The organism is Burkholderia sp. M6-3, from assembly GCF_050858985.1.
In the GTDB taxonomy this organism is placed as follows: Bacteria; Pseudomonadota; Gammaproteobacteria; order Burkholderiales; family Burkholderiaceae; genus Paraburkholderia; species Paraburkholderia caledonica.
This window is the reverse complement of record NZ_CP110091.1, coordinates 3,236,478-3,254,195: the sequence shown is the minus strand read 5'-3', so window position 1 is coordinate 3,254,195 and position 17,718 is coordinate 3,236,478. Positions and strand designations below refer to the sequence as shown.

The following is a 17,718-nucleotide window of genomic DNA, read 5'->3' as shown; positions in this document are numbered from 1 at the left end:
CGCGGGGGAAGCATGGGACAAGCATGGGGCAGCGGCGGCCTGCGGCTTAGGATAATGGAAACCGAACGCAGCCGGCGCCCAAAATCGACGAGGAAAACACTCAAATAATTTCAAGACGGAGAGAACGCGCTGCTGGGTAACCTCGAACTTGTCTCCCCCCTGGTGTTGGCCGCGGTGCTCTGCGGCGTCATCGGCTATGAGCGCGAGCGTCTTTCGTGAGGCGGGATTGCGCACGCATATGCCGGTATGCGTGGGCTCGGCGCTGATCATGATCGTATCGGCCTAGGGTTTCGCCGAAGTCCTCACTGGCGAGCATGTCGTGCTGGATCCCTCGCGGATGGCGGACTTGGCGGCGCTGCTTGACCGTGATGAACCGCCGCTCAAGGGGCTTGATACCTGCGAGGATGAGATCTGCACGCGCTCGCGCCAACTGCGCGGCGTCAGGGAGTTCAGGCAGCACGACGCGTCGTCTTGAAACCGGAAAAACGTCGGAGAATGGCTTCGGTGGCGGTGGACGCCATGCGACAATGCGGTCTCGAAAAATTCCAATGGCATTGACGAGCGGTGCCGGCGCCCGCTCCCCGCGACGACCGCTCTTTTCTCTATGGCAGATTCCGCAGTATCCACGCAATCCCGGCCTCGGCGCGACGCTTCCACGAAGAAGCGCCGCGAGGCCACGGTCTCGACCGAAACCGAAAAAAAGCTGGCGCGCGCCGCGCGCTCGGCACAACGCCTTGCACAACTGAGCGACGTCTCACGCGACGACAGCACGCTCGACCTGTTCCCCGACGATCCGACGCGTGCCACGCTGGAAGCGATGAACATCGACGTCCGCCAGGGCACACTGCACGGCTTTGAACTGCCCGATGTCGTGCTGGCGGCCGTGGGCGCGCTCGATACGCCGAGCGACAGCATGTCAGCCGACGCAAAAGCGGCGCGCCGCGCGCCACGAGCAGCCAAGGCCGATGAACCGGCCCGAGTAGACGCGCAATTGAGCGGTCTCGAAATCGAGCCCTCGACGGTGACCGGGCCAGACGCCGCGCATCCGTTGCCGGCTGCCGGTCTGGGTGACCAGAATGACGCAGTCGTATCGCCGCGCGAGGCCATTCCTCCGCTGTCCCCCGCGATGGCCGCCGCGACGGTGGCGCGCAGTGTCACCGCGCTGCGTCAGGCAGCCGAGCGGGAGGTCGAGACGGTGGAATCTGCGGTAGGAACCCGGCCGGGGACAGGCGGCAAATCTTCGCAGCGTTCGGCTTCGGGCAGGAAGATGGAAGCGGCGGCTTCAGATCAGGCGGACTTAGCTGAAGGGTCCGCCGCGAGCGCACAGGGTGAAGTCAGTGCATCGGCGTCGGCATCGGCGCACAACGCGAACCAATCGGCCGAGGCGGACCGCTCAACGCGTGAGACGACGGCTAAGGCTTCATCCGCCGACGTGGGCTCGGCGTTCGCCGCACCCTGGCAAGAAGCGCAACGAGCGGAAGCCGCTGCGGCTGCCGCCGCCGTGCAGCGCGCAGCCCCGGAACTCGACCGTGCGCGGGCAACGGCCTTTGCCGACACCGTCGACGCGCTGTACGGCGTGATCGCCGACCAGCGCCGTGCAGCGACGGACCATTCGCGTCGCATGAAATGGATGCTGTCGATCGTGGTCGGCGCGCTGCTCATGACGGTCGCAATCGGCATTACGCAGACCATGCTGCTTATGCGCCTCACCCGCGAAACCACCGCGCAACAGCATCGGATCGAACAGATGTTGCAGGGCCAGCAGACCGCGATGGCCAGCGTGCTCGACACACAAATGGCGATGGCCAATGCAGCCGCCCATGCCGCCCCGCCCACGCTCACACCGCCGCCCGCGCCGCAGCAGGCGCTCATGGTTCCGGAATCCGCGAACGGCCAGCGCGCCGTGCACGCGCGGCACATCAGAAAGCCGAAAACGGCAAATTCGCACTGACAACCTGCGAACGGCTGCCTGCCGTGCCGGCGAACGCTGGCCGCGGCGGCAGCTTCCATCCTTCTCGCCCCACGCATTCCGCAGTGAAAGGCGTCCGAACGCCTCGCGAATCCCTCCAGAGCGTGCAAACCGGGCGCCAGGTAGCCATCACGAAGCCAAGCCCCCGCCCGCTTCCATGTCCGTCGCCGCGCACCGAAGCCTCGATAAAAACAGGGACGTTGTAATGCTGCAACGCAATATCACCGCCCATAGGCCGCGCCAGCGCGTCACAGCAAATTAATGTTGCATTGCACTAGCTTTTGCCTAGGGAAAACCCTATAATGCTTCTTAAGGGAAAACCCTAGCAAATGCAGTAATCAACCGGGAGTCGCCATGAGCTTCATCTTTGCATTGTTCCAAAAGGTCAGCGACCTCTTTGCGTCGCCCCACTTGCCGCTTGACTCGGACTACTCGTACGCAGCGCGTTCGCGGGAAGCTGAGCGTCAGCGCAAGGCGCAAGCGACGCTGTTCGGCATCAAGTTGTCCGACTAATAACAGGTCTGGAAACCGGGCGCGGTCGTCGCGCCGGGTGCGCATGTCAATGCGCGTGCGTCATTCGAGCCACGGTCCGCGAAAGCGCGCCGTGGCTTTGTTTCATCTGGGCATTCGTTAGGGCGTCGGTCTACCTTCGGCGGCGCCTTTTTCGTCGCCGAATATTTCCCGGCCGAAATGAATGTAACGGCGCCTCACGTATCGGCAACCCGCAAGCCGGCCAAATTGCCGCAGAAGCCTTATGCGGACGGACGTCGGAACGGAACTAACGGTTCCGCAATTCGTCCCTTTCTTTGAAATGTGCGCTTACAAGTGCTCACGTCTTCATGCGAGTTGCGTCGCTAAAGTTGTTTTCAAGCGCAGGGCGTCCTTGACGGGCCGGAACTTCGAAGCCCGACCTGCAAGGCGCTGGCTCGATTCAACCTTGACGGGAGAGAACTATGAAAGCCTTCAACAAAACATCGCGTTCGATCATTGCAGCTTTGCTCGCGGGCGGCGCCTTGCTGGCAGCCGGCAGCGCGTCTGCACAAGAACGCGTGATCGTGGAACGCGGTCCGGGACCGGTCGTGTATGGTCAGCCGCACATGACGCCGGTGGGCGTGTCGATCAACATCGGGTGGCATGGCGACCGCTATTACGACGGTCACCGCTATTGGGATCACGACGACTGGATGCGCCACCATCCGCACGACTATGATCCGCGTCACCACGGTCGCGACGAACATCGTCCGCCCCCGCGCTACTAATTCGCACATGACCGCGCCGCCTCTTGCGGCGTGACCCGGCGAAGCCGGCTCTTCCTCGCGGAAGGCCGGCTTTGTCGCATTCGGCATTGTCCACTTGCGTACTGCGCTATCCTCTAACGCTTTCGTCGATGTCAGCAAAGGGAGCGGTCGTGAGCAAGGCAGCGAAGGCAGTAATAGGGGTCGTTGGGACGGGGTTGATGGGCGTTGGCATCGCCACGCAAAGTGCATTGCACGGATACCGGACTGTCGTGCACGACGTGGACGCGGCGCGTCTTGCGAGCGTCGCGCCGAAAGCGGAAGCGGTGCTCGACGAACTGATCGACGCCGGCCGCATCGACTCGAAGGCGAAACAGGCCGCGCTCGCCCTCATCGAGACTCACGCCGCACTGGACGTCATGCGGTCGGCGGATTTCGTCATCGAAGCGATCCCTGAGGTGCTCGAGTTGAAGCACCGTCTGTATGAAAAGCTGACTGCGATTCTCGCTCCGAACGCTATTCTCGCCAGCAATACGAGCGGCTTCCCGCCGGATCAGCTCGTCGCTCCGCTGGTTGCAAAAGAGCGTTTCGTGATCGCGCATTTCTGGAATCCACCGCACATGATTCCGCTCGTCGAAGTGGTGCCTGGAAGCGCGACCGCGCCCGACGTCACGGCGAAGACCGCAGAATTGATGAGCGCAATCGGCATGGAGCCGGTCGTTCTCACAAAAGCGATTCCTGGATTTGTCGGCAACCGCTTGCAGTTTGCGGTGTTGCGCGAGGCGCTCAATATCGTACGGTCGGGCGCTGCAACGCCGGACGTGGTGGATCGCGTCATGAAAACGTCGCTGGGGCGCCGGTGGGGAATAGTCGGGCCGCTGGAAGCCGCGGACATGGGCGGGCTGGATACTTTCCTCGACATCTCCACGCATCTGATGCCCGAACTGGCGAAGGACGAAAACGTGCTCGACCTGTTGCGTCAACAGGTGCAGGCGGGGCGTGTGGGCGTGCGCAGCGGCGCGGGCTTCTATGACTGGGACGACGCACACCTTGCGCAAGTCAAGGCAGGCCGCAAGCGCGTCATTGCTCAAGGGTAGCGAACCGGGGCCCGGCACTTGAGCAAATGCCGCCAGAAGGCGGGTAGCTGCCGTGGCGTCGTACGGCATTCATCGCCAGTTTTCGGTCCGGCCCAATGTGCCGCCCGTCAGTCTGCGGTATAAATACCCGTCGCCTTTTTCACGCTCCGCTCCATGTCCCATTACTTTTACGACCCCGCCGCCGGCCACAACCTTGCGCATGACCCGTTCAAAGCCATCGTCGCGCCACGGCTGATCGGCTGGATCTCCTCACGCGACACCGAAGGCACACTGAACCTCGCGCCTTACAGCTTCTTCGGCGCATTCGCGAGTTCCCCGCCGATCATCGGTTTTTGCAGCGAGGGCCGCAAAGACAGCGTTGCCAACATCGAAGCGACCGGCGAGTTCGTCTGGAATCTGGCGACGAAACCGCTCGCCGAGCAGATGAACCGTTCGTCAGCGCCCGTTGCGCCGCACGTCGATGAATTCGAACTCGCCGGACTCACGCCTGCGCCTGGGCGCAACGTGCAGGTGCCGCACGTCGCCGAATCGCCGGCCGCGCTCGAATGCAAACTGCTGCAGGTGGTGCGGCTGCATAATCTCGACGGCAAGCCGATGGACAACTATCTGTCGCTCGGCCAGGTGGTCGGCGTGCACATCAACGAGGCGTATCTGAAGGACGGTCTGTTCGATACGCACGCCGCGCAGCCCATCATGCGCGCCGGCTATCGCGGGGACTACGCCGAGATAGGCAACATGTTTCAGATGTTCCGCCCGACCGCATAAACGGCGCCGCGTCCAGACGGCGCGTGCGAGCGGGCCCTCATCCCGTTGCGGGCGGCCGTCGGCGCGATGCCCGCGGCTTCGCGTCCGGACGGGCAGCGCTGCTTTCCCCCGAATCCTGCGCATTCGATACAACCACCGCTTTCGCATCCGCCTGTTCCACGGAATCCACCGCGGAGGCTACCGGCGCCGCGGCCACGAGTTCGGCGGCAACGGCCGCGGCGGCGGGCACCGGCCGGATCGTACGAGCATGCGAACTCACCAGCACGGCTCGAGGTTCGTTGTCGTAGATCACGGCCCGCACTCGCGGATAAATCTGCCGCTCCCATCGCTGTCCATTGAACACGCCGTAATGCCCGACACCGGTCTGCACATGATGAGTCTTCAGGTACGGCCGCAACTTGTCACACATGTCCTGTGCGGCGAGCGTCTGTCCTACCGCGCAGATGTCGTCCTTTTCGCCTTCAACGGTAAGCAACGCAGTACGGCGTATTGCTGACGGATCGACCAGCCGGCCCATCACCGTGAGTTCGCCTAACGGCAGCGCGTGCCGCTGAAAAACCGTATCGACAGTTTCCAGATAAAAATCGGCGGTCAGGTCCATCGTCGCGAAGTATTCTTCGTAGAACGAGAAGATCGTGTCGGCTTTCGCCGGATCTCCTTTGGCCCGTTCGTAATGCAGGGTTTCGAACGAGTCGAGATGCCGGCTCAGATTCATCGACATGAACGCGCTCAGCTGCACGAATCCCGGATAGACGCGTCGATGCGCGCCTGCGAAGCCGAACGGCACCGCGCTAATCAGGTTTCTCTCGAACCACTCGATCGGTTTGCTTTTCGCCAGCTCGTTGACCCGCGTCGGATTGATGCGCGTGTCGATCGGACCTGCCATCAACGTCATGCTGGCGGGTTGTGCGGGATGGTCGTCGGCGGCCATCAGCGCGACGGCGGCTAACGCCGCAACGGTCGGTTGACAAACGGCGAGCAGATGCGCGCCAGGTCCAATCGTTTCGGTGAAGTCGATTACCTGCTGCACGAATTCGTCGAACCCGAAGCGGCCCTGACTTAGCGGCACGTCGCGCGGGTTATGCCAGTCGGTGACGTAGACGTCGTGCTCGGCGAGCATGGTGCGCACGGTGCCGCGCAGCAGCGTGGCGAAATGGCCGGACATCGGCGCGATCACGAGCACGCGCGGCTGTGGCGCCGGCACAGTCGTCTGCTTGCGAAAGTGCAGCAGTGAGCAGAACGGAGTACGCGCGGCGACTTCTTCGACGACCGGAACAGGCTTGCCGTCCATTGTCACGTTGTCGATTTCGAACGGCGGCCGTACGGGCGTGAGGCCCGCGAGCGTCAGCAGATCGCAAGCCGCGCGAAGCGACCGTCCATGCGAAGTGGCGCCAAACGCGGGCCACGTGTCGAGCGAACGGTTCATCAGCGCCGCGCCGTGACGCATGGGCAGCATCATGTCCGCGAACGCTTGATAGGTTGGATAGGCGAACAGGTTCATGCATCCGCGCGCAAGCGTTGAAATGAAGGAGCCCGAATAGAAGGCAAGTCACATGCCATTGCGTTTGCACGCAACAGCCGCGGCGGCACATTGGCATAGCATTTGCGCGGGTCGTGAAAGCGGTCCGAATTTGCCGCGCTTTGGTGCAACGGCGCACGGCAACGTGCATGCGTGCCGTCGGACGTCGGTTGAACGCCCCATCAGGAGGGGATACGTATGGCGAATACCACGCTCACCATCAGCAGCAAGAATTATTCGTCGTGGTCGCTACGCGGCTGGCTGCTGACGCGGTTCAGCGGCTTGCCGTTCGAAGAGATCGTGATGCCCATCGACGATCCGGCGGCGCGCGCCGAACTGCTACTTCTGTCGCCTTCGATTCTCGTGCCTTGTCTATTTCACGACGGCATCAAGATCTGGGACACGCTCGCCATTGCCGAATATCTGAACGAAGTCAAACCCAAAGCAGCATTGCTGCCGGAAGACATTCGCGCGCGAGCGCATTGCCGCTCGATTTGCGGCGAGATGCATTCGGGTTTTGCTTCGCTGCGCTCCGCGCTGCCGATGAACCTCAAGGCGCACTTCCCCGACTTCAAGGTCTGGGCGCGCGCGCAGTCGGATATCGACCGCATCGTGACTATCTGGAACGAGTGTCTCGAACAGTACGGCGGTCCGTTTCTGTTCGGCGAGCGCACTGCGGCCGATGCCATGTATGCGCCGGTCGTGACGCGTTTCGTGACATACGACGTGAAGCTCGAGCCGCATATCGCGGAATACGGGCAGCGCATCATGGCTCTGCCCGACATGCAGCAATGGATCGCGGACGCGCAGCAGGAAGCCGACGAGATTGACGAACTGGATGTCGAATTCTGACGTCCGACGCTTCGGTCGCCCGGCTGCGATCCTGCGGCGACTCAGTCCCGCCCGCTTTCGAGTTTGAAGACGCTGACCACTTGCGCAAGACGCGCGGCGTGATCGCGCAATTCGGCGGCCGCGTCTTCCGCTTCGCCGACAATCGTCGCGTTCTGCTGTGTGGCTTCGCCGATCTGCGTGACCGCGAGGTTCACCTGTTCGATCCCGCCCGATTGTTCGCGCGACGCAACGCTGATCTCGCCCATGATCGCGCGGACCTGGCCGACCTGCTGAACGATTCCTTGCATCGTCGTGCTGGCCTGCTCGGCAATCTGGAAGCCGCTTTGCACGGTCGCCGTCGATTCGGCGATCAGACCTTCGATCTCCTTGACCGAAGCCGCGCTGCGCTGAGCGAGCGCGCGTACTTCGGAGGCGACCACCGCAAAGCCTTTGCCGTGCTCGCCCGCGCGGGCCGCTTCAACGGCTGCGTTCAGCGCAAGAATGTTGGTCTGGAACGCAATGCCTTCGATCACGCTCGTGATCTCCGCAATCTTTTGCGACGAGCGGCTGATCTCGCCCATCGTGGACACAACGCGTTCCACTGCACGCCCACCTTCGAGCGCCGCGTTCGCAGCGCGCGTGACGAGGTTGTTCGCTTGTGCCGCGTGGTCGGCGTTCTGCTGCACCGTCGATGTGATCTGCTCCATGCTCGCTGCCGTTTCTTCAAGGCTGCTCGCCTGTGTGGCGATGCGCGACGCAATGTTGCCGCTGCCCGCGGCGATCTTCTCGGTGCCGTGCGACATATCGGTGGACGCGCTGCGCACTTGCGAAACAATTCGTGCAAGCCCTTCGCCGATGCCGTCGATCGACCGCATCAGGCGGCCAATCTCGTCGGCGCGGCTGCTCGCGCTTTTCGCGACGCGAACGCTGAGATCGCCCGAAGCGAAGCGCTCAGATGCCTTTGCGGCTTCATCGAGCGGCCGGCTGACGAGGCGCCGCACCGCAAACAGGAACACGACCGCGAACACGCCGACCAGCACAAAGCCGAGTACCAGGAAGCGATTGCGCGTGGCGGTGATATCGGCCATTACTTCGTCGCGCGGCGCGATGCCGCCTACTAGCCATTGCCATTCCGGCACCGTGATGAACGAAACGAACTTGCTGCGCTCGCCTTTCTCGCCGAGCGTGGCGTCGGCGGAACTGTATTCCAGGCGGCCTTCCTTCATGTCGAGCATCCGCTGATACGGCGCGTTCGCATTGTCCGCGGCCTGGCCGGCGGCGGCCGGATGCACGATCAGCTTGCCCCGATCCGGGCCCTTCGACGCGTTGAGCACGAAGTAATATCCACTGTCGCCGATCTTCAGCTTGCGAATGCCGTCTTCGACCTGCTGGATTTCCTGGTCGACATTCACACCGACAAAGAGCGCGCCGATCACGCGGCCGCTTGCATCGGTAACCGGCCGATATTGCGTGATCCAGCGCTTGCCGAATAGCGCTGCGAGCCCCGTATAAGGCTTGTTCGCGACGAGGAGCGCGTAAGCCGGCCCTTTGCGGTCGAGCAGCGTGCCGATTGCACGCGAGCCGTCCTGCTTCTTCAACGATGTTGTCACGCGCACGAAGTCGTCGCCGGTGCGCGCGAAGATGGTCGCCACTGCGCCACTGCGTTCGAGAAACTGGTCGGGAATGCTGAAATCCATGTTCAGGACTTTGTCGCCGGCCTTGAACGTGGGCGTGGCCACACCGTTTACGTCGATCTTCTGCGTTTCGTCGAGCGTGTAGGTAGTGGGCAGGAAGCTCGCGAACATCGACGTCGAGCGGTCGACTTCGGTGGACAACGCCTTGTCGAACAACGTGATCATCGCGGCGATCGAGCGGTCCTTTTCTGCGATGCGCTCGAGCACCTGGTCGCTGACCTGCGTGCCGGCGCTGCGCGTGAGTGCCCACGTGAAGGAGGCGAAAATCAACGCCACCAGCACGCATGACAGAACGGCGAGCCGGGCGCCGACGCTGGCGCGGCGCAAAGAGAGAAATTCCATGAGCGTATGCGGAGTAAAAGGGACAAACAAGACACGGCTAGCGCATAGGCACTCTCCGGCAACGTGTCTGGTTTACGGCCGCAATCGACGCTTTCTTTAGACAGGTGGAAGCTTTCTGTAATAGTGAGGCGCTCGTTGCGAGCGCCTTGGCGTCATACCTTCGCCCGCCACGTGCGCAACAACAGCGCATTTGTGACGACGCTCACACTGGAGAACGCCATCGCCGCGCCGGCCAGCATCGGGTTCAACAAGCCGAAAGCGGCGAGCGGAATGCCGATCAGGTTGTACACGAACGCCCAGAACAGGTTCTGCTGGATCTTGCGCCAGGTTTTGCGAGAAATATCGATCGCGTCGGCGACGAGCGCCGGGTCGCCACGCATCAGTGTGATGCCCGCTGCGTGCATGGCGACGTCGGTGCCGGTTGCCATGGCGATGCCGATGTCGGCGGCGGCCAATGCGGGCGCGTCGTTGATGCCGTCGCCGGCCATCGCAACGATGCCCGCGCTGCGCATTTTCAGGTCGCGGATCACGCGGGCCTTGTCGTCCGGCAGCACTTCCGCATGAAATTCGTCGATGCCGAGCGCGTCTGCAACGCTCGCCGCACTGCCCCGGTTGTCGCCGGTCACGAGCACGCTTTTGACGCCCATGGCCCGGAGCCTGTCGATAGCGGCGCGCGCCGTCGGCTTCACCGTGTCGCCGAATGCGATCAGCGCGAGCGCGACACCTGATTGTGAATCGCGCTGCATGAGCCAAGACACGGTATTGCCCGCGGCTTCGAGTTCGCGGGCGCGCGCCTCGGCTTCCGGCGACAGGTCGATGCCAAGTTCGCGAAGCCAGCGCGCGCTGCCGAGCGCAAGCGAGCGGCCTTCGACGTCCGCTTCGACGCCGCGACCGGCAACGGCCCGTGCGGCGCTCGCATTGAGCACTCGCGCACCGGACGCCGCCGCTTCATGCGCCTTGACGACGGCGCGTGCCAACGGATGATCGCTTTGGCGCTGCACGGCGGCGGCGAGCGCCAGTGCTTCGTGTCGGTCCATGCTGCCGACCGGTTCGAACGCTGTCACCGACGGTTGGCCGATCGTCAGCGTGCCGGTTTTGTCGAACGCAACAACATTCACGCGATGCGCGGTTTCCAGCGCCTCGGCGTCTTTGATGAGCACGCCGTGGCGCGCCGCGACGCCGGTTCCGGCCATGATCGCCGCAGGCGTCGCGAGGCCGAGCGCACAGGGGCAGGCGATCACCAGCACGGCGACCGCGTTCAGGATCGCCGTTTCGCCGCCGGCGCCAGCCATCAGCCAGCCGATCAGCGTGAGCGCGGCTATGGCCAGGATCGTCGGTACGAAGATTTCGCTGACGCGGTCGACGAGCCGCTGGATCGGCGCCTTCTCCGCCTGCGCACTCTCGACGAGGCGAATAATCCGAGCGAGTGTCGTTTCGGCGCCGATCGCGGTGGTCGTGACGGCAATGGCGCCTTCGCCGTTGATGGAGCCGGCGGTCACCGCGTCGCCCGTCTGTTTGGCCACCGGCATGCTTTCGCCGGTAATCAGCGATTCGTCGATATGAGTGCGGCCTTCCAGCACCGCGCCATCTACCGGAACCCGTTCGCCCGGCCGCACGATCACGACGGTCCCCACCTTGACTTGCGCGAGCGGCACTTCGCGCTCGTCCGCGCCGACGCGAATGCGGGCCCGGTCGGGACGCAGCGCCTGCAGCGCGCGGATTGCGTCAGTGGTTTGGCGCTTGGCGCGCGCTTCAAGCCATTTGCCGAAGCGCACCAGCGTGATGACGACGGCCGAGGCTTCGAAGTAAAGATGCATCGCGTCGTCTGGATGAGTCGCTAATTGATACACGCTGATGCCATAGGCCGCCGACGTGCCGAGCGCCACCAGCAAGTCCATATTTCCGGCGCCGGCGCGCACGGCGCGGTAAGCCGCGCGATAGAAGCGCGCGCCGAACACGAACTGCACGATCGAGGCGAGGCCGAATTGCAGCCACGGCGGAAGCATCGCGTGCACGCCGAACCATTCGCCCAGCATCGGCACGATGAGCGGCAACGTCAGCAACGCGCAGACGAGCACGGCTACCAGTTCGCGACGCGTCTGGCTGCGTTTGCGCTCGGCGGCGGTAGGGACGGCGGCGTCAGCGGTCGTTTCCGGAGCGCTGGCAACGTCGGCATCGTCTGGTTCTGGCGCTGCATCCGGCGGCGCGAGCAGCGCGGCTTCATAGCCTGCTTTCTTGACGGCGGCGATCAGCGCGTCCGATGCGGCGGCTGCTGCGGCTGCAGTCAGATTGACGCTCGCGGTCTCGGTGGCCAGATTCACGGACGCGGAGGCGACGCCCGGCACCTTCGCCAGCGCCTTCTCAACGCGCATCGCGCAAGAGGCGCAGGTCATCCCGCCGATTTCGAGTTCGGCGGTACGAGTCGGGGTGGCGTCGGTGTCGTGTGAAGCAGTGGCAAGTTCGGTCATGGTGGGTCAGGCTGGCGACGGCATTGAGCGGCATGATGAAGCCTAGTATCGACCTTCCCATGATGGGAAGGTCAAGCTCATGCCTCAAACGCGACTGCAAACATTCCTGGAACAGGCGGCGAGCCACCGTTACGGAAATCGCGCCGCGCTTCGGAAACAAAATGCTATTCACGCCTTTGCGCTTGCCTGAGAAGCGCGGATACGATACAACGCGATGTTGTCGGCGATGCGACGCGGACTGGCTGCGCTGGGTTTTGGGAGACCGCGCGAGCACCGTTGCGCTCGCGCCGGCGTCTCCCTTTTGGACAGCATGTTCCGCCCACTGAACGAATGATAAAAAATCGCCGAGCACTGTTTTCGAATTACTGGACCTGCGCATCCATCGCGGGCCTCGCATTCCTCACCGGTTGTGCGTCGACGCCTTCCACGACGCAAAAATCCACTGGCTGGATCAAGGACGAAGTCGCCGACTCATACGTGTTCGGCTATCCGTTGGTACTGATGGGCGTCGCGCGCGACGCGGCAATCGGCACCGACCCCGGCCGGGCGCCGCTCAATACGCTGCGCCATGCGCAGGCGCTGCCGCCCATCGGCGCGGCCAATCCGATGCAGCCGAGCCTCGATACGCTGGATTCGACCGGCTGGCTGGATGTCGGCACGGAACCCGTGATCATTGCGCTGCCTGATTCGCATGGCCGCTACGTCGACGCTCGCGTGCTCGACATGTGGACCAACGTGGTCTGGTCGACGAGCGATCAGTTCGCCACCCGCGCGGCAGGCATTAAGGCTCAAGCCATCGCCTTCGTCGGCCCGGGCTGGCAGGGCGATCTGCCGAAAAACGTGAAGCGCGTCGATGTGCCGACCCGCAACGCATGGGTGAGCGTGCGCATTCAGTCGAACGGCACCCGTGATCTGACCGCGGTTCGCAAGCTGCAACGGGCGATCCGCGTCACGCCGCTTTCCGTTTATGTGGGCGACGCGCGTTCGGCGTCGATTGTGCCGCCGCGCAGCAGTGCCGATTCCGCCGCTTCCGCGAACGCATCGGGCACGCCCGCCGCGCAAGTCGCAGCGCTCGACGCGAACGGCTTCTTCAACCGGCTCGCGCAGGCGCTGGCCGACAACCCGCCCGAGCCCGCCGATCCGCATGCGCTGAAAATCCTCTCCGACCTTGGTGTGACCCCGGACCAGCCCGTCAAGCTGCCTGGCGCATCGGAGGCGATTGCAGCCGGGCTCGCCGATGGTCACGAACGCGTGGTGACGCCACCGTCGAACTTACTGACTGGCAATGGCTGGAGCTGGTTCGGCGATGGCGTGGGTAACTACGGCCCCGACTACGCACTGCGCGCATACGCCGCGTACGCGCAGCCCGGCATCGGCACGAAAGATGATGAAGTGCGAGCGGTCGTCACTCAGGACAGCGACGGTCACGCACTCAACGGTGCGAATCGCTACGTAATTCACTTTGCGCCGAATCAGTTGCCGCCGGTGCGCGGCTTCTGGTCGATCACCGCTTACACGAAAGACGGCGCGCTAGGCGAAAGTGCGCCGGCGCGTATCGCGGTGGGCGATCGCAACGGCGCGCGTCGCAATCGCGACGGATCGCTCGACGTGACCGTGTCGTCCACGCGCGGCAAGGGCGGTAACTGGCTGCCGGCGCCGCGCGCGGATCTGCAACTGGTGCTGCGCTTGTACGCGCCGAAGCCTCAAGCCACCGACGGCACCTGGCAACCGCCGGCCGTCGTGCGTCAGTAATTCGCGCGAGTCTACTGCCCGCTGATCCGGGAGATTCGAAGGCCGATCAGCGCGTCCGTCACGGCAGCATATGAGTGGCGGACGCGCGGCTTTATCGCGCGAGCAATTGTGTAAGCTCAGCTTACATTTATATCCCACGAAAGATTCACGACTTATACTGCCGCTTGCGGGATTTTCGTTTAGCGGCGGGCTTGCCGCCGCATTACCCAAAACCGAGCATGGCAAGCATTAATAAAGCATCATTCGCCTCTTCCATGCGGACCATGCGCGACGTCGCGCAATCGCGGCGCACAAGGCGCGTCATTGCAGGTCTGCTGATCTTCATCGTATTGTTCGGTCTGCTGGGCTTTTTCGCGGCGCCGCCGCTGATTCGCCACCTCGCCGAACAGCAACTCAGCAAGCAGCTCGACCGGCCCGCAACTATCGGCCGTATTGCGCTTAATCCCTACACGCTCAAACTGGAAGCCGACCGCGTACATATTGGCGAACGTGGCGGTGCCGGCAATTTCGTGGATATCGAGCGGCTCATCGTACAGCCGTCGTGGAGTTCGCTGTTTCGCGCAGCGCCGATTATCGACGAAGTCCAGGTCGATTCGCCGCGCTTCCATGTGGTTCGCTACGACGCGCAGCGCTTTAATTTCACCGATCTGATCGAAAAATTTTCGAAGCAGCCGAGCACGCCAGATACCAAGCCGACGCTCTTTTCCATATCGAACATTCGTCTCGAGAACGGCCAGATCACATTCGACGACAAACTGCTCGGCGCCACTCATGTAATCGATCAATGGAAGCTCGGCATTCCGTTTATCGCTACGTTGCCTTCCAAAACGGATATCTTCGTCGAGCCGTTGCTGCGCGCGCGGATCGACGGCAGTCCGCTTGCCATCGACGGCAAAACGAAGCCGTTCGCTGCGTCGCGTGAGTCGGAGGTGTCGTTGCGCTTCGACGGGCTAGACGTGCCGCGCCTGATCTCTTACGTGCCGACAAAGCTGCCTGTGATCGTGCAGTCGGGCAAGCTGTCGACCGATCTGAAACTGAACTTCGTCATGTCGAACGACGCGCCGACGCTGCGAGTTGCCGGCACCGTCGATCTGAACGACGTGAATGTGCAGGACCCGAGCAAGGCGCCGTTTTTTGCTGCGCGCGCCGTGCATGTCGCCGCGCGCACGCTCGAACCGCTGAAAAGCCTCTACCATTTCGACGATATTCGTATAGACGCGCCAAGCGCGAATCTCGCGCGTGACAGAAGCGGCGTGCTGAGCGTGGAGCGGATGTTTGCACCCACGCCGGCCCCTGCAAAGGCGGTAGCTGAATCGGCGAGCGCGCCGGCGGCGGCATCGAGCGCAAGTGATGCGAAAAGTGCTGCAAAGACCGACGCCACGAAGGACGCCGCGAAGCCTGTACCGCCGCTCGATCTCTCGATCAAACGCTTTGTGCTCAATGACGGTACGGTGAACGTGCGAGACGAAGCCGCGTCGCGCCCCGTCGACGCTGGTCTGGAAAAACTCGCTGTCACGCTGACCGATTTTTCCACGCTGGCCACCGCACCCGCGCATTACACGCTGAATACCGACTTGAAGCGCAGCGGTGGTTCACTCGGCCTGGCGGGTGCATTGAGCCTCGCCGCTAAGACCGCGAGCGCGAAGCTCGACGTCAAGTCACTGAATTTGCCGCTGCTGCAACCGTATCTCGACGCCGCGACCACTGCGCAGGTGACGGACGGCGCGCTTTCCACGACGGCGAATATCGGCGCGAACTGGTCAAAGTCGCCGGCTGCCGTGATGATCGCGGACACGCAACTCGATTTGCGTTCGTTGAAAGTGGCGGCGCGCGGCGATAAGCAGCCGCTCATCGCGCTCGCCCAGGGCAGCGTGAAGGTCAAGCAGGTGGACCTGAATGCCCGCACGGCCGACGTCACGAGCGTTGACACCACAGACCTCGCAGTCGACGTGCAACGCCTGAAAGACGGCAGCATCAACCTTGCGTCGCTCGGGGCGGCTCATGAAGCCGAGCCGACGCGCACGGCGATTCATGCGGCGAAGAAGGCACAAGCCGAAGGACCGGCGTGGCGCTACAAGATCGGCGAACTGAATGTCAAAGACGCCACAGCCAATTTCACCGACAACACCACGCCGCAGCCGGTGAAACTGGGCATCACGCCGCTGCAGTTGAAAGTGCGGCAGATTAGCAACGACCTTGGCCGCCCGCTGCCGGTCGAACTGCAAGCCACGCTGAACGGGAAAGGCACGCTCGACCTCAAGGGCGACGTTACGGCAACGCCGCTGAAGGTCGCTGTCAAGGTGAACGCGAACCGGCTCGACGCCGCGGCTTTCGAACCGTATTTCGGCAGCAGGTTGAATGCTGCGATCGCGAGCGCGCTGCTCAATGCCAGCGGCGATCTTGCGTTGAGCCAGGCGAAGTCGTTGAAGGCGAGCTATCGCGGCGACGTTGCGCTTGTCGACGTTCGGATGCTCGACAAGGCAACTTCGGACCCGTTCGCGGGATGGCGTTCGCTCGCGCTGTCAAAGCTGAAAGCGGACTACGACGAGCACGGCACGTCGGTGGACGCAGAGCGCGTCACCTTCACGAAGTTCTACGGACGCGTGCTGCTGGACGCACAAGGCAAGCTGAATCTCACCGACGTGGTCGCGCACGAAAGCGGCGCAGCGCAGTCGCTCACGCGCGACAAGAACAACAAGGGCGGTGCCGAACCGGTCCCGTTGACGCCGCCCACGGCGTCGGCTGTCGTCAACTCGTCGGCGCCAGTGGTGGCCTCTGCGTCTGCGCCGGCGTCGTCTGCTGCACCCGCGACAGTGACGGCCGCAACACCGCCGCAAAACCCGGTCAAGCTGCATTTCGGCCAACTTGTCCTGCAGCAAGGCCGTGTAACGTACACCGATAACTTCATCAAGCCGAACTACACCGCGAACCTGGTCGGCATTCAAGGCACGGTAGGCGCGTTCGGTACACAGTCGACAACGTCTGCGCCTGTGGAGATCGCGGCGAAGCTGGCGGCCAACGGCCCGCTGTCCATTCGCGGCACCGTCAATCCGCTGATTGCGAAGCCGGCGCTCGATCTGACCGCGAGCGCGCACGACATCGAACTGACTAATCTCACGCCGTATTCCGCGAAATATGCCGGATATCCGATCACCAAGGGCAAGTTGAACGTCGATCTGCATTACAAGCTCGACAACGATCAGCTAAATGCGGACAACCATCTGTTCATTGATCAGCTGACGTTCGGCGATCACGTCGAAAACGACACGGCGACCAAATTGCCGGTGCGGCTCGCCATTTCGCTGCTGAAGAATTCGCGTGGCGAAATCGACGTGAATCTGCCCGTGTCAGGCTCGTTGTCGAACCCTGAGTTCAGCATTGGCGGGCTGATCTGGCATGCGGTGCTCAATCTGCTGCAAAAGGCGGTCACCGCGCCGTTCTCGCTGATTGCCCATGCGTTCGGCGGAAGTGGCGAGGAGTTGGGCTATGTGGAATTCGAACCGGGCTCGGCGCAGCTCTCGGAAGACGACAACAAGAAGCTCGACACGATCGTGAAGGCGCTCGGCTCCAAACCGTCGATCAAAATGGACCTGATCGGCCGTGTGGATCCGAAACTCGACGAGCCCGCATTGCGCGCGCGCTATGTGGATCGCCTCGTCAAACAGCAGAAAATCAAGGACGTAGTGGGCAACGGCCAGAGCGTGGACTTGTCGAGCGTCACCGTCGATGCGAAGGAATACGACAAGTACCTGACCAAGGCTTATAAATCCGCGGACTTCAAGAAGCCGCGCAATTTCGTCGGCCTGACAAAGAGCATGCCCGTCGACGACATGAAGAGCGCGCTCGCGGCCAACGCGCCGATCGACGAGGCCAGCTTGCGACAGCTCGCGCAGCAGCGGGCGCAGAGCGTGCAGCAGTATCTGGACGGCAAGATCGACAGCAGCCGCGTGTTTATCGTCGCACCGAAGCTGGACGCAGACGGCATCAACGATAAAGGTGCGACCACGCGAGTCGATTTTGGGCTGAAGTGAGCGACGCCTTCGCGC

Annotated in this window: 12 protein-coding genes and 1 pseudogene; 10 read left to right on the top strand and 3 right to left on the bottom strand. The window is 63.0% G+C overall.

The genetic code is table 11. The annotated features are described in order from the left end of the window. Nucleotides 1-129 precede the first annotated feature (129 nt). The 7 genes and pseudogenes from OH764_RS32130 to OH764_RS32100 form a co-directional block, all read left to right on the top strand. Nucleotides 130-283: pseudogene (locus tag OH764_RS32130) on the top strand (MgtC/SapB family protein); the annotation flags it as partial. Nucleotides 284-319: 36 nt separating this feature from the next. Beyond that, the gene (locus tag OH764_RS32125; RefSeq protein WP_498850005.1) at nucleotides 320-475 is read left to right on the top strand and encodes a hypothetical protein; all 156 of its coding nucleotides are present in this window, start codon (nucleotides 320-322) and stop codon (nucleotides 473-475) included. Between the two features lie 129 nt (nucleotides 476-604). Further along, nucleotides 605-1,951: a hypothetical protein gene (locus OH764_RS32120; RefSeq protein ID WP_498850004.1), complete on the top strand. Its 1,347-nt coding sequence runs from the start codon at nucleotides 605-607 to the stop codon at nucleotides 1,949-1,951. A 372-nt stretch (nucleotides 1,952-2,323) separates the two neighbouring features. Continuing rightward, a complete protein-coding gene (locus tag OH764_RS32115; RefSeq protein WP_020068569.1) occupies nucleotides 2,324-2,482 on the top strand; it encodes a hypothetical protein in 159 nt (52 codons plus the stop codon). A gap of 440 nt (nucleotides 2,483-2,922) precedes the next feature. Then, entirely contained in the window at nucleotides 2,923-3,228 is a 306-nt protein-coding gene (locus tag OH764_RS32110) for a hypothetical protein (protein WP_498850003.1), read from the top strand. 197 nt (nucleotides 3,229-3,425) lie between these two features. Next, nucleotides 3,426-4,301, top strand: a complete 876-nt coding sequence (locus OH764_RS32105) for a 3-hydroxyacyl-CoA dehydrogenase family protein (protein WP_498851339.1) — start codon at nucleotides 3,426-3,428, stop codon at nucleotides 4,299-4,301. A 153-nt stretch (nucleotides 4,302-4,454) separates the two neighbouring features. Next, nucleotides 4,455-5,066: a flavin reductase family protein gene (locus tag OH764_RS32100; protein WP_498850002.1), complete on the top strand. Its 612-nt coding sequence runs from the start codon at nucleotides 4,455-4,457 to the stop codon at nucleotides 5,064-5,066. Nucleotides 5,067-5,103: 37 nt separating this feature from the next. Here the strand turns inward: OH764_RS32100 and OH764_RS32095 are convergent, their stop codons facing one another. After that, a complete protein-coding gene (locus OH764_RS32095) occupies nucleotides 5,104-6,567 on the bottom strand; it encodes a polyhydroxyalkanoate depolymerase (RefSeq protein WP_498850001.1) in 1,464 nt (487 codons plus the stop codon). Between the two features lie 216 nt (nucleotides 6,568-6,783). Here OH764_RS32095 and OH764_RS32090 point away from each other — a divergent pair, with 216 nt between their 5' ends. Continuing rightward, nucleotides 6,784-7,437 (top strand): glutathione S-transferase family protein, encoded by a 654-nt coding sequence (locus OH764_RS32090; protein ID WP_498850000.1) that lies wholly within the window; start codon nucleotides 6,784-6,786, stop codon nucleotides 7,435-7,437. A 41-nt stretch (nucleotides 7,438-7,478) separates the two neighbouring features. Here OH764_RS32090 and OH764_RS32085 read toward each other — a convergent pair whose 3' ends face one another. Together OH764_RS32085 and OH764_RS32080 are read right to left on the bottom strand one after the other, a co-directional pair. Next, a complete protein-coding gene (locus OH764_RS32085; RefSeq protein ID WP_498849999.1) occupies nucleotides 7,479-9,452 on the bottom strand; it encodes a methyl-accepting chemotaxis protein in 1,974 nt (657 codons plus the stop codon). A gap of 152 nt (nucleotides 9,453-9,604) precedes the next feature. Beyond that, nucleotides 9,605-11,920: a heavy metal translocating P-type ATPase gene (locus OH764_RS32080; protein WP_498849998.1), complete on the bottom strand. Its 2,316-nt coding sequence runs from the start codon at nucleotides 11,918-11,920 to the stop codon at nucleotides 9,605-9,607. A gap of 330 nt (nucleotides 11,921-12,250) precedes the next feature. Here OH764_RS32080 and OH764_RS32075 point away from each other — a divergent pair, with 330 nt between their 5' ends. Continuing rightward, on the top strand, nucleotides 12,251-13,672 hold the full coding sequence (locus OH764_RS32075; protein WP_498849997.1) for a DUF1254 domain-containing protein: 1,422 nt from the start codon (nucleotides 12,251-12,253) through the stop codon (nucleotides 13,670-13,672). A 218-nt stretch (nucleotides 13,673-13,890) separates the two neighbouring features. Continuing rightward, a complete protein-coding gene (locus tag OH764_RS32070; protein WP_498849996.1) occupies nucleotides 13,891-17,703 on the top strand; it encodes a DUF748 domain-containing protein in 3,813 nt (1,270 codons plus the stop codon). Nucleotides 17,704-17,718: the final 15 nt, after the last annotated feature.

Bases quoted from the DNA above. Each gene is read 5' to 3' on its own strand.
- OH764_RS32120 (WP_498850004.1), top strand. From the start codon at position 605: ATGGCAGATTCCGCAGTATCCACGCAATCCCGGCCTCGGCGCGACGCT.
- OH764_RS32115 (WP_020068569.1), top strand. From the start codon at position 2,324: ATGAGCTTCATCTTTGCATTGTTCCAAAAGGTCAGCGACCTCTTTGCG.
- OH764_RS32110 (WP_498850003.1), top strand. From the start codon at position 2,923: ATGAAAGCCTTCAACAAAACATCGCGTTCGATCATTGCAGCTTTGCTC.
- OH764_RS32105 (WP_498851339.1), top strand. From the start codon at position 3,426: ATGGGCGTTGGCATCGCCACGCAAAGTGCATTGCACGGATACCGGACT.
- OH764_RS32100 (WP_498850002.1), top strand. From the start codon at position 4,455: ATGTCCCATTACTTTTACGACCCCGCCGCCGGCCACAACCTTGCGCAT.
- OH764_RS32095 (WP_498850001.1), bottom strand. From the start codon at position 6,567: ATGAACCTGTTCGCCTATCCAACCTATCAAGCGTTCGCGGACATGATG.
- OH764_RS32090 (WP_498850000.1), top strand. From the start codon at position 6,784: ATGGCGAATACCACGCTCACCATCAGCAGCAAGAATTATTCGTCGTGG.
- OH764_RS32085 (WP_498849999.1), bottom strand. From the start codon at position 9,452: ATGGAATTTCTCTCTTTGCGCCGCGCCAGCGTCGGCGCCCGGCTCGCC.
- OH764_RS32080 (WP_498849998.1), bottom strand. From the start codon at position 11,920: ATGACCGAACTTGCCACTGCTTCACACGACACCGACGCCACCCCGACT.
- OH764_RS32075 (WP_498849997.1), top strand. From the start codon at position 12,251: ATGATAAAAAATCGCCGAGCACTGTTTTCGAATTACTGGACCTGCGCA.
- OH764_RS32070 (WP_498849996.1), top strand. From the start codon at position 13,891: ATGGCAAGCATTAATAAAGCATCATTCGCCTCTTCCATGCGGACCATG.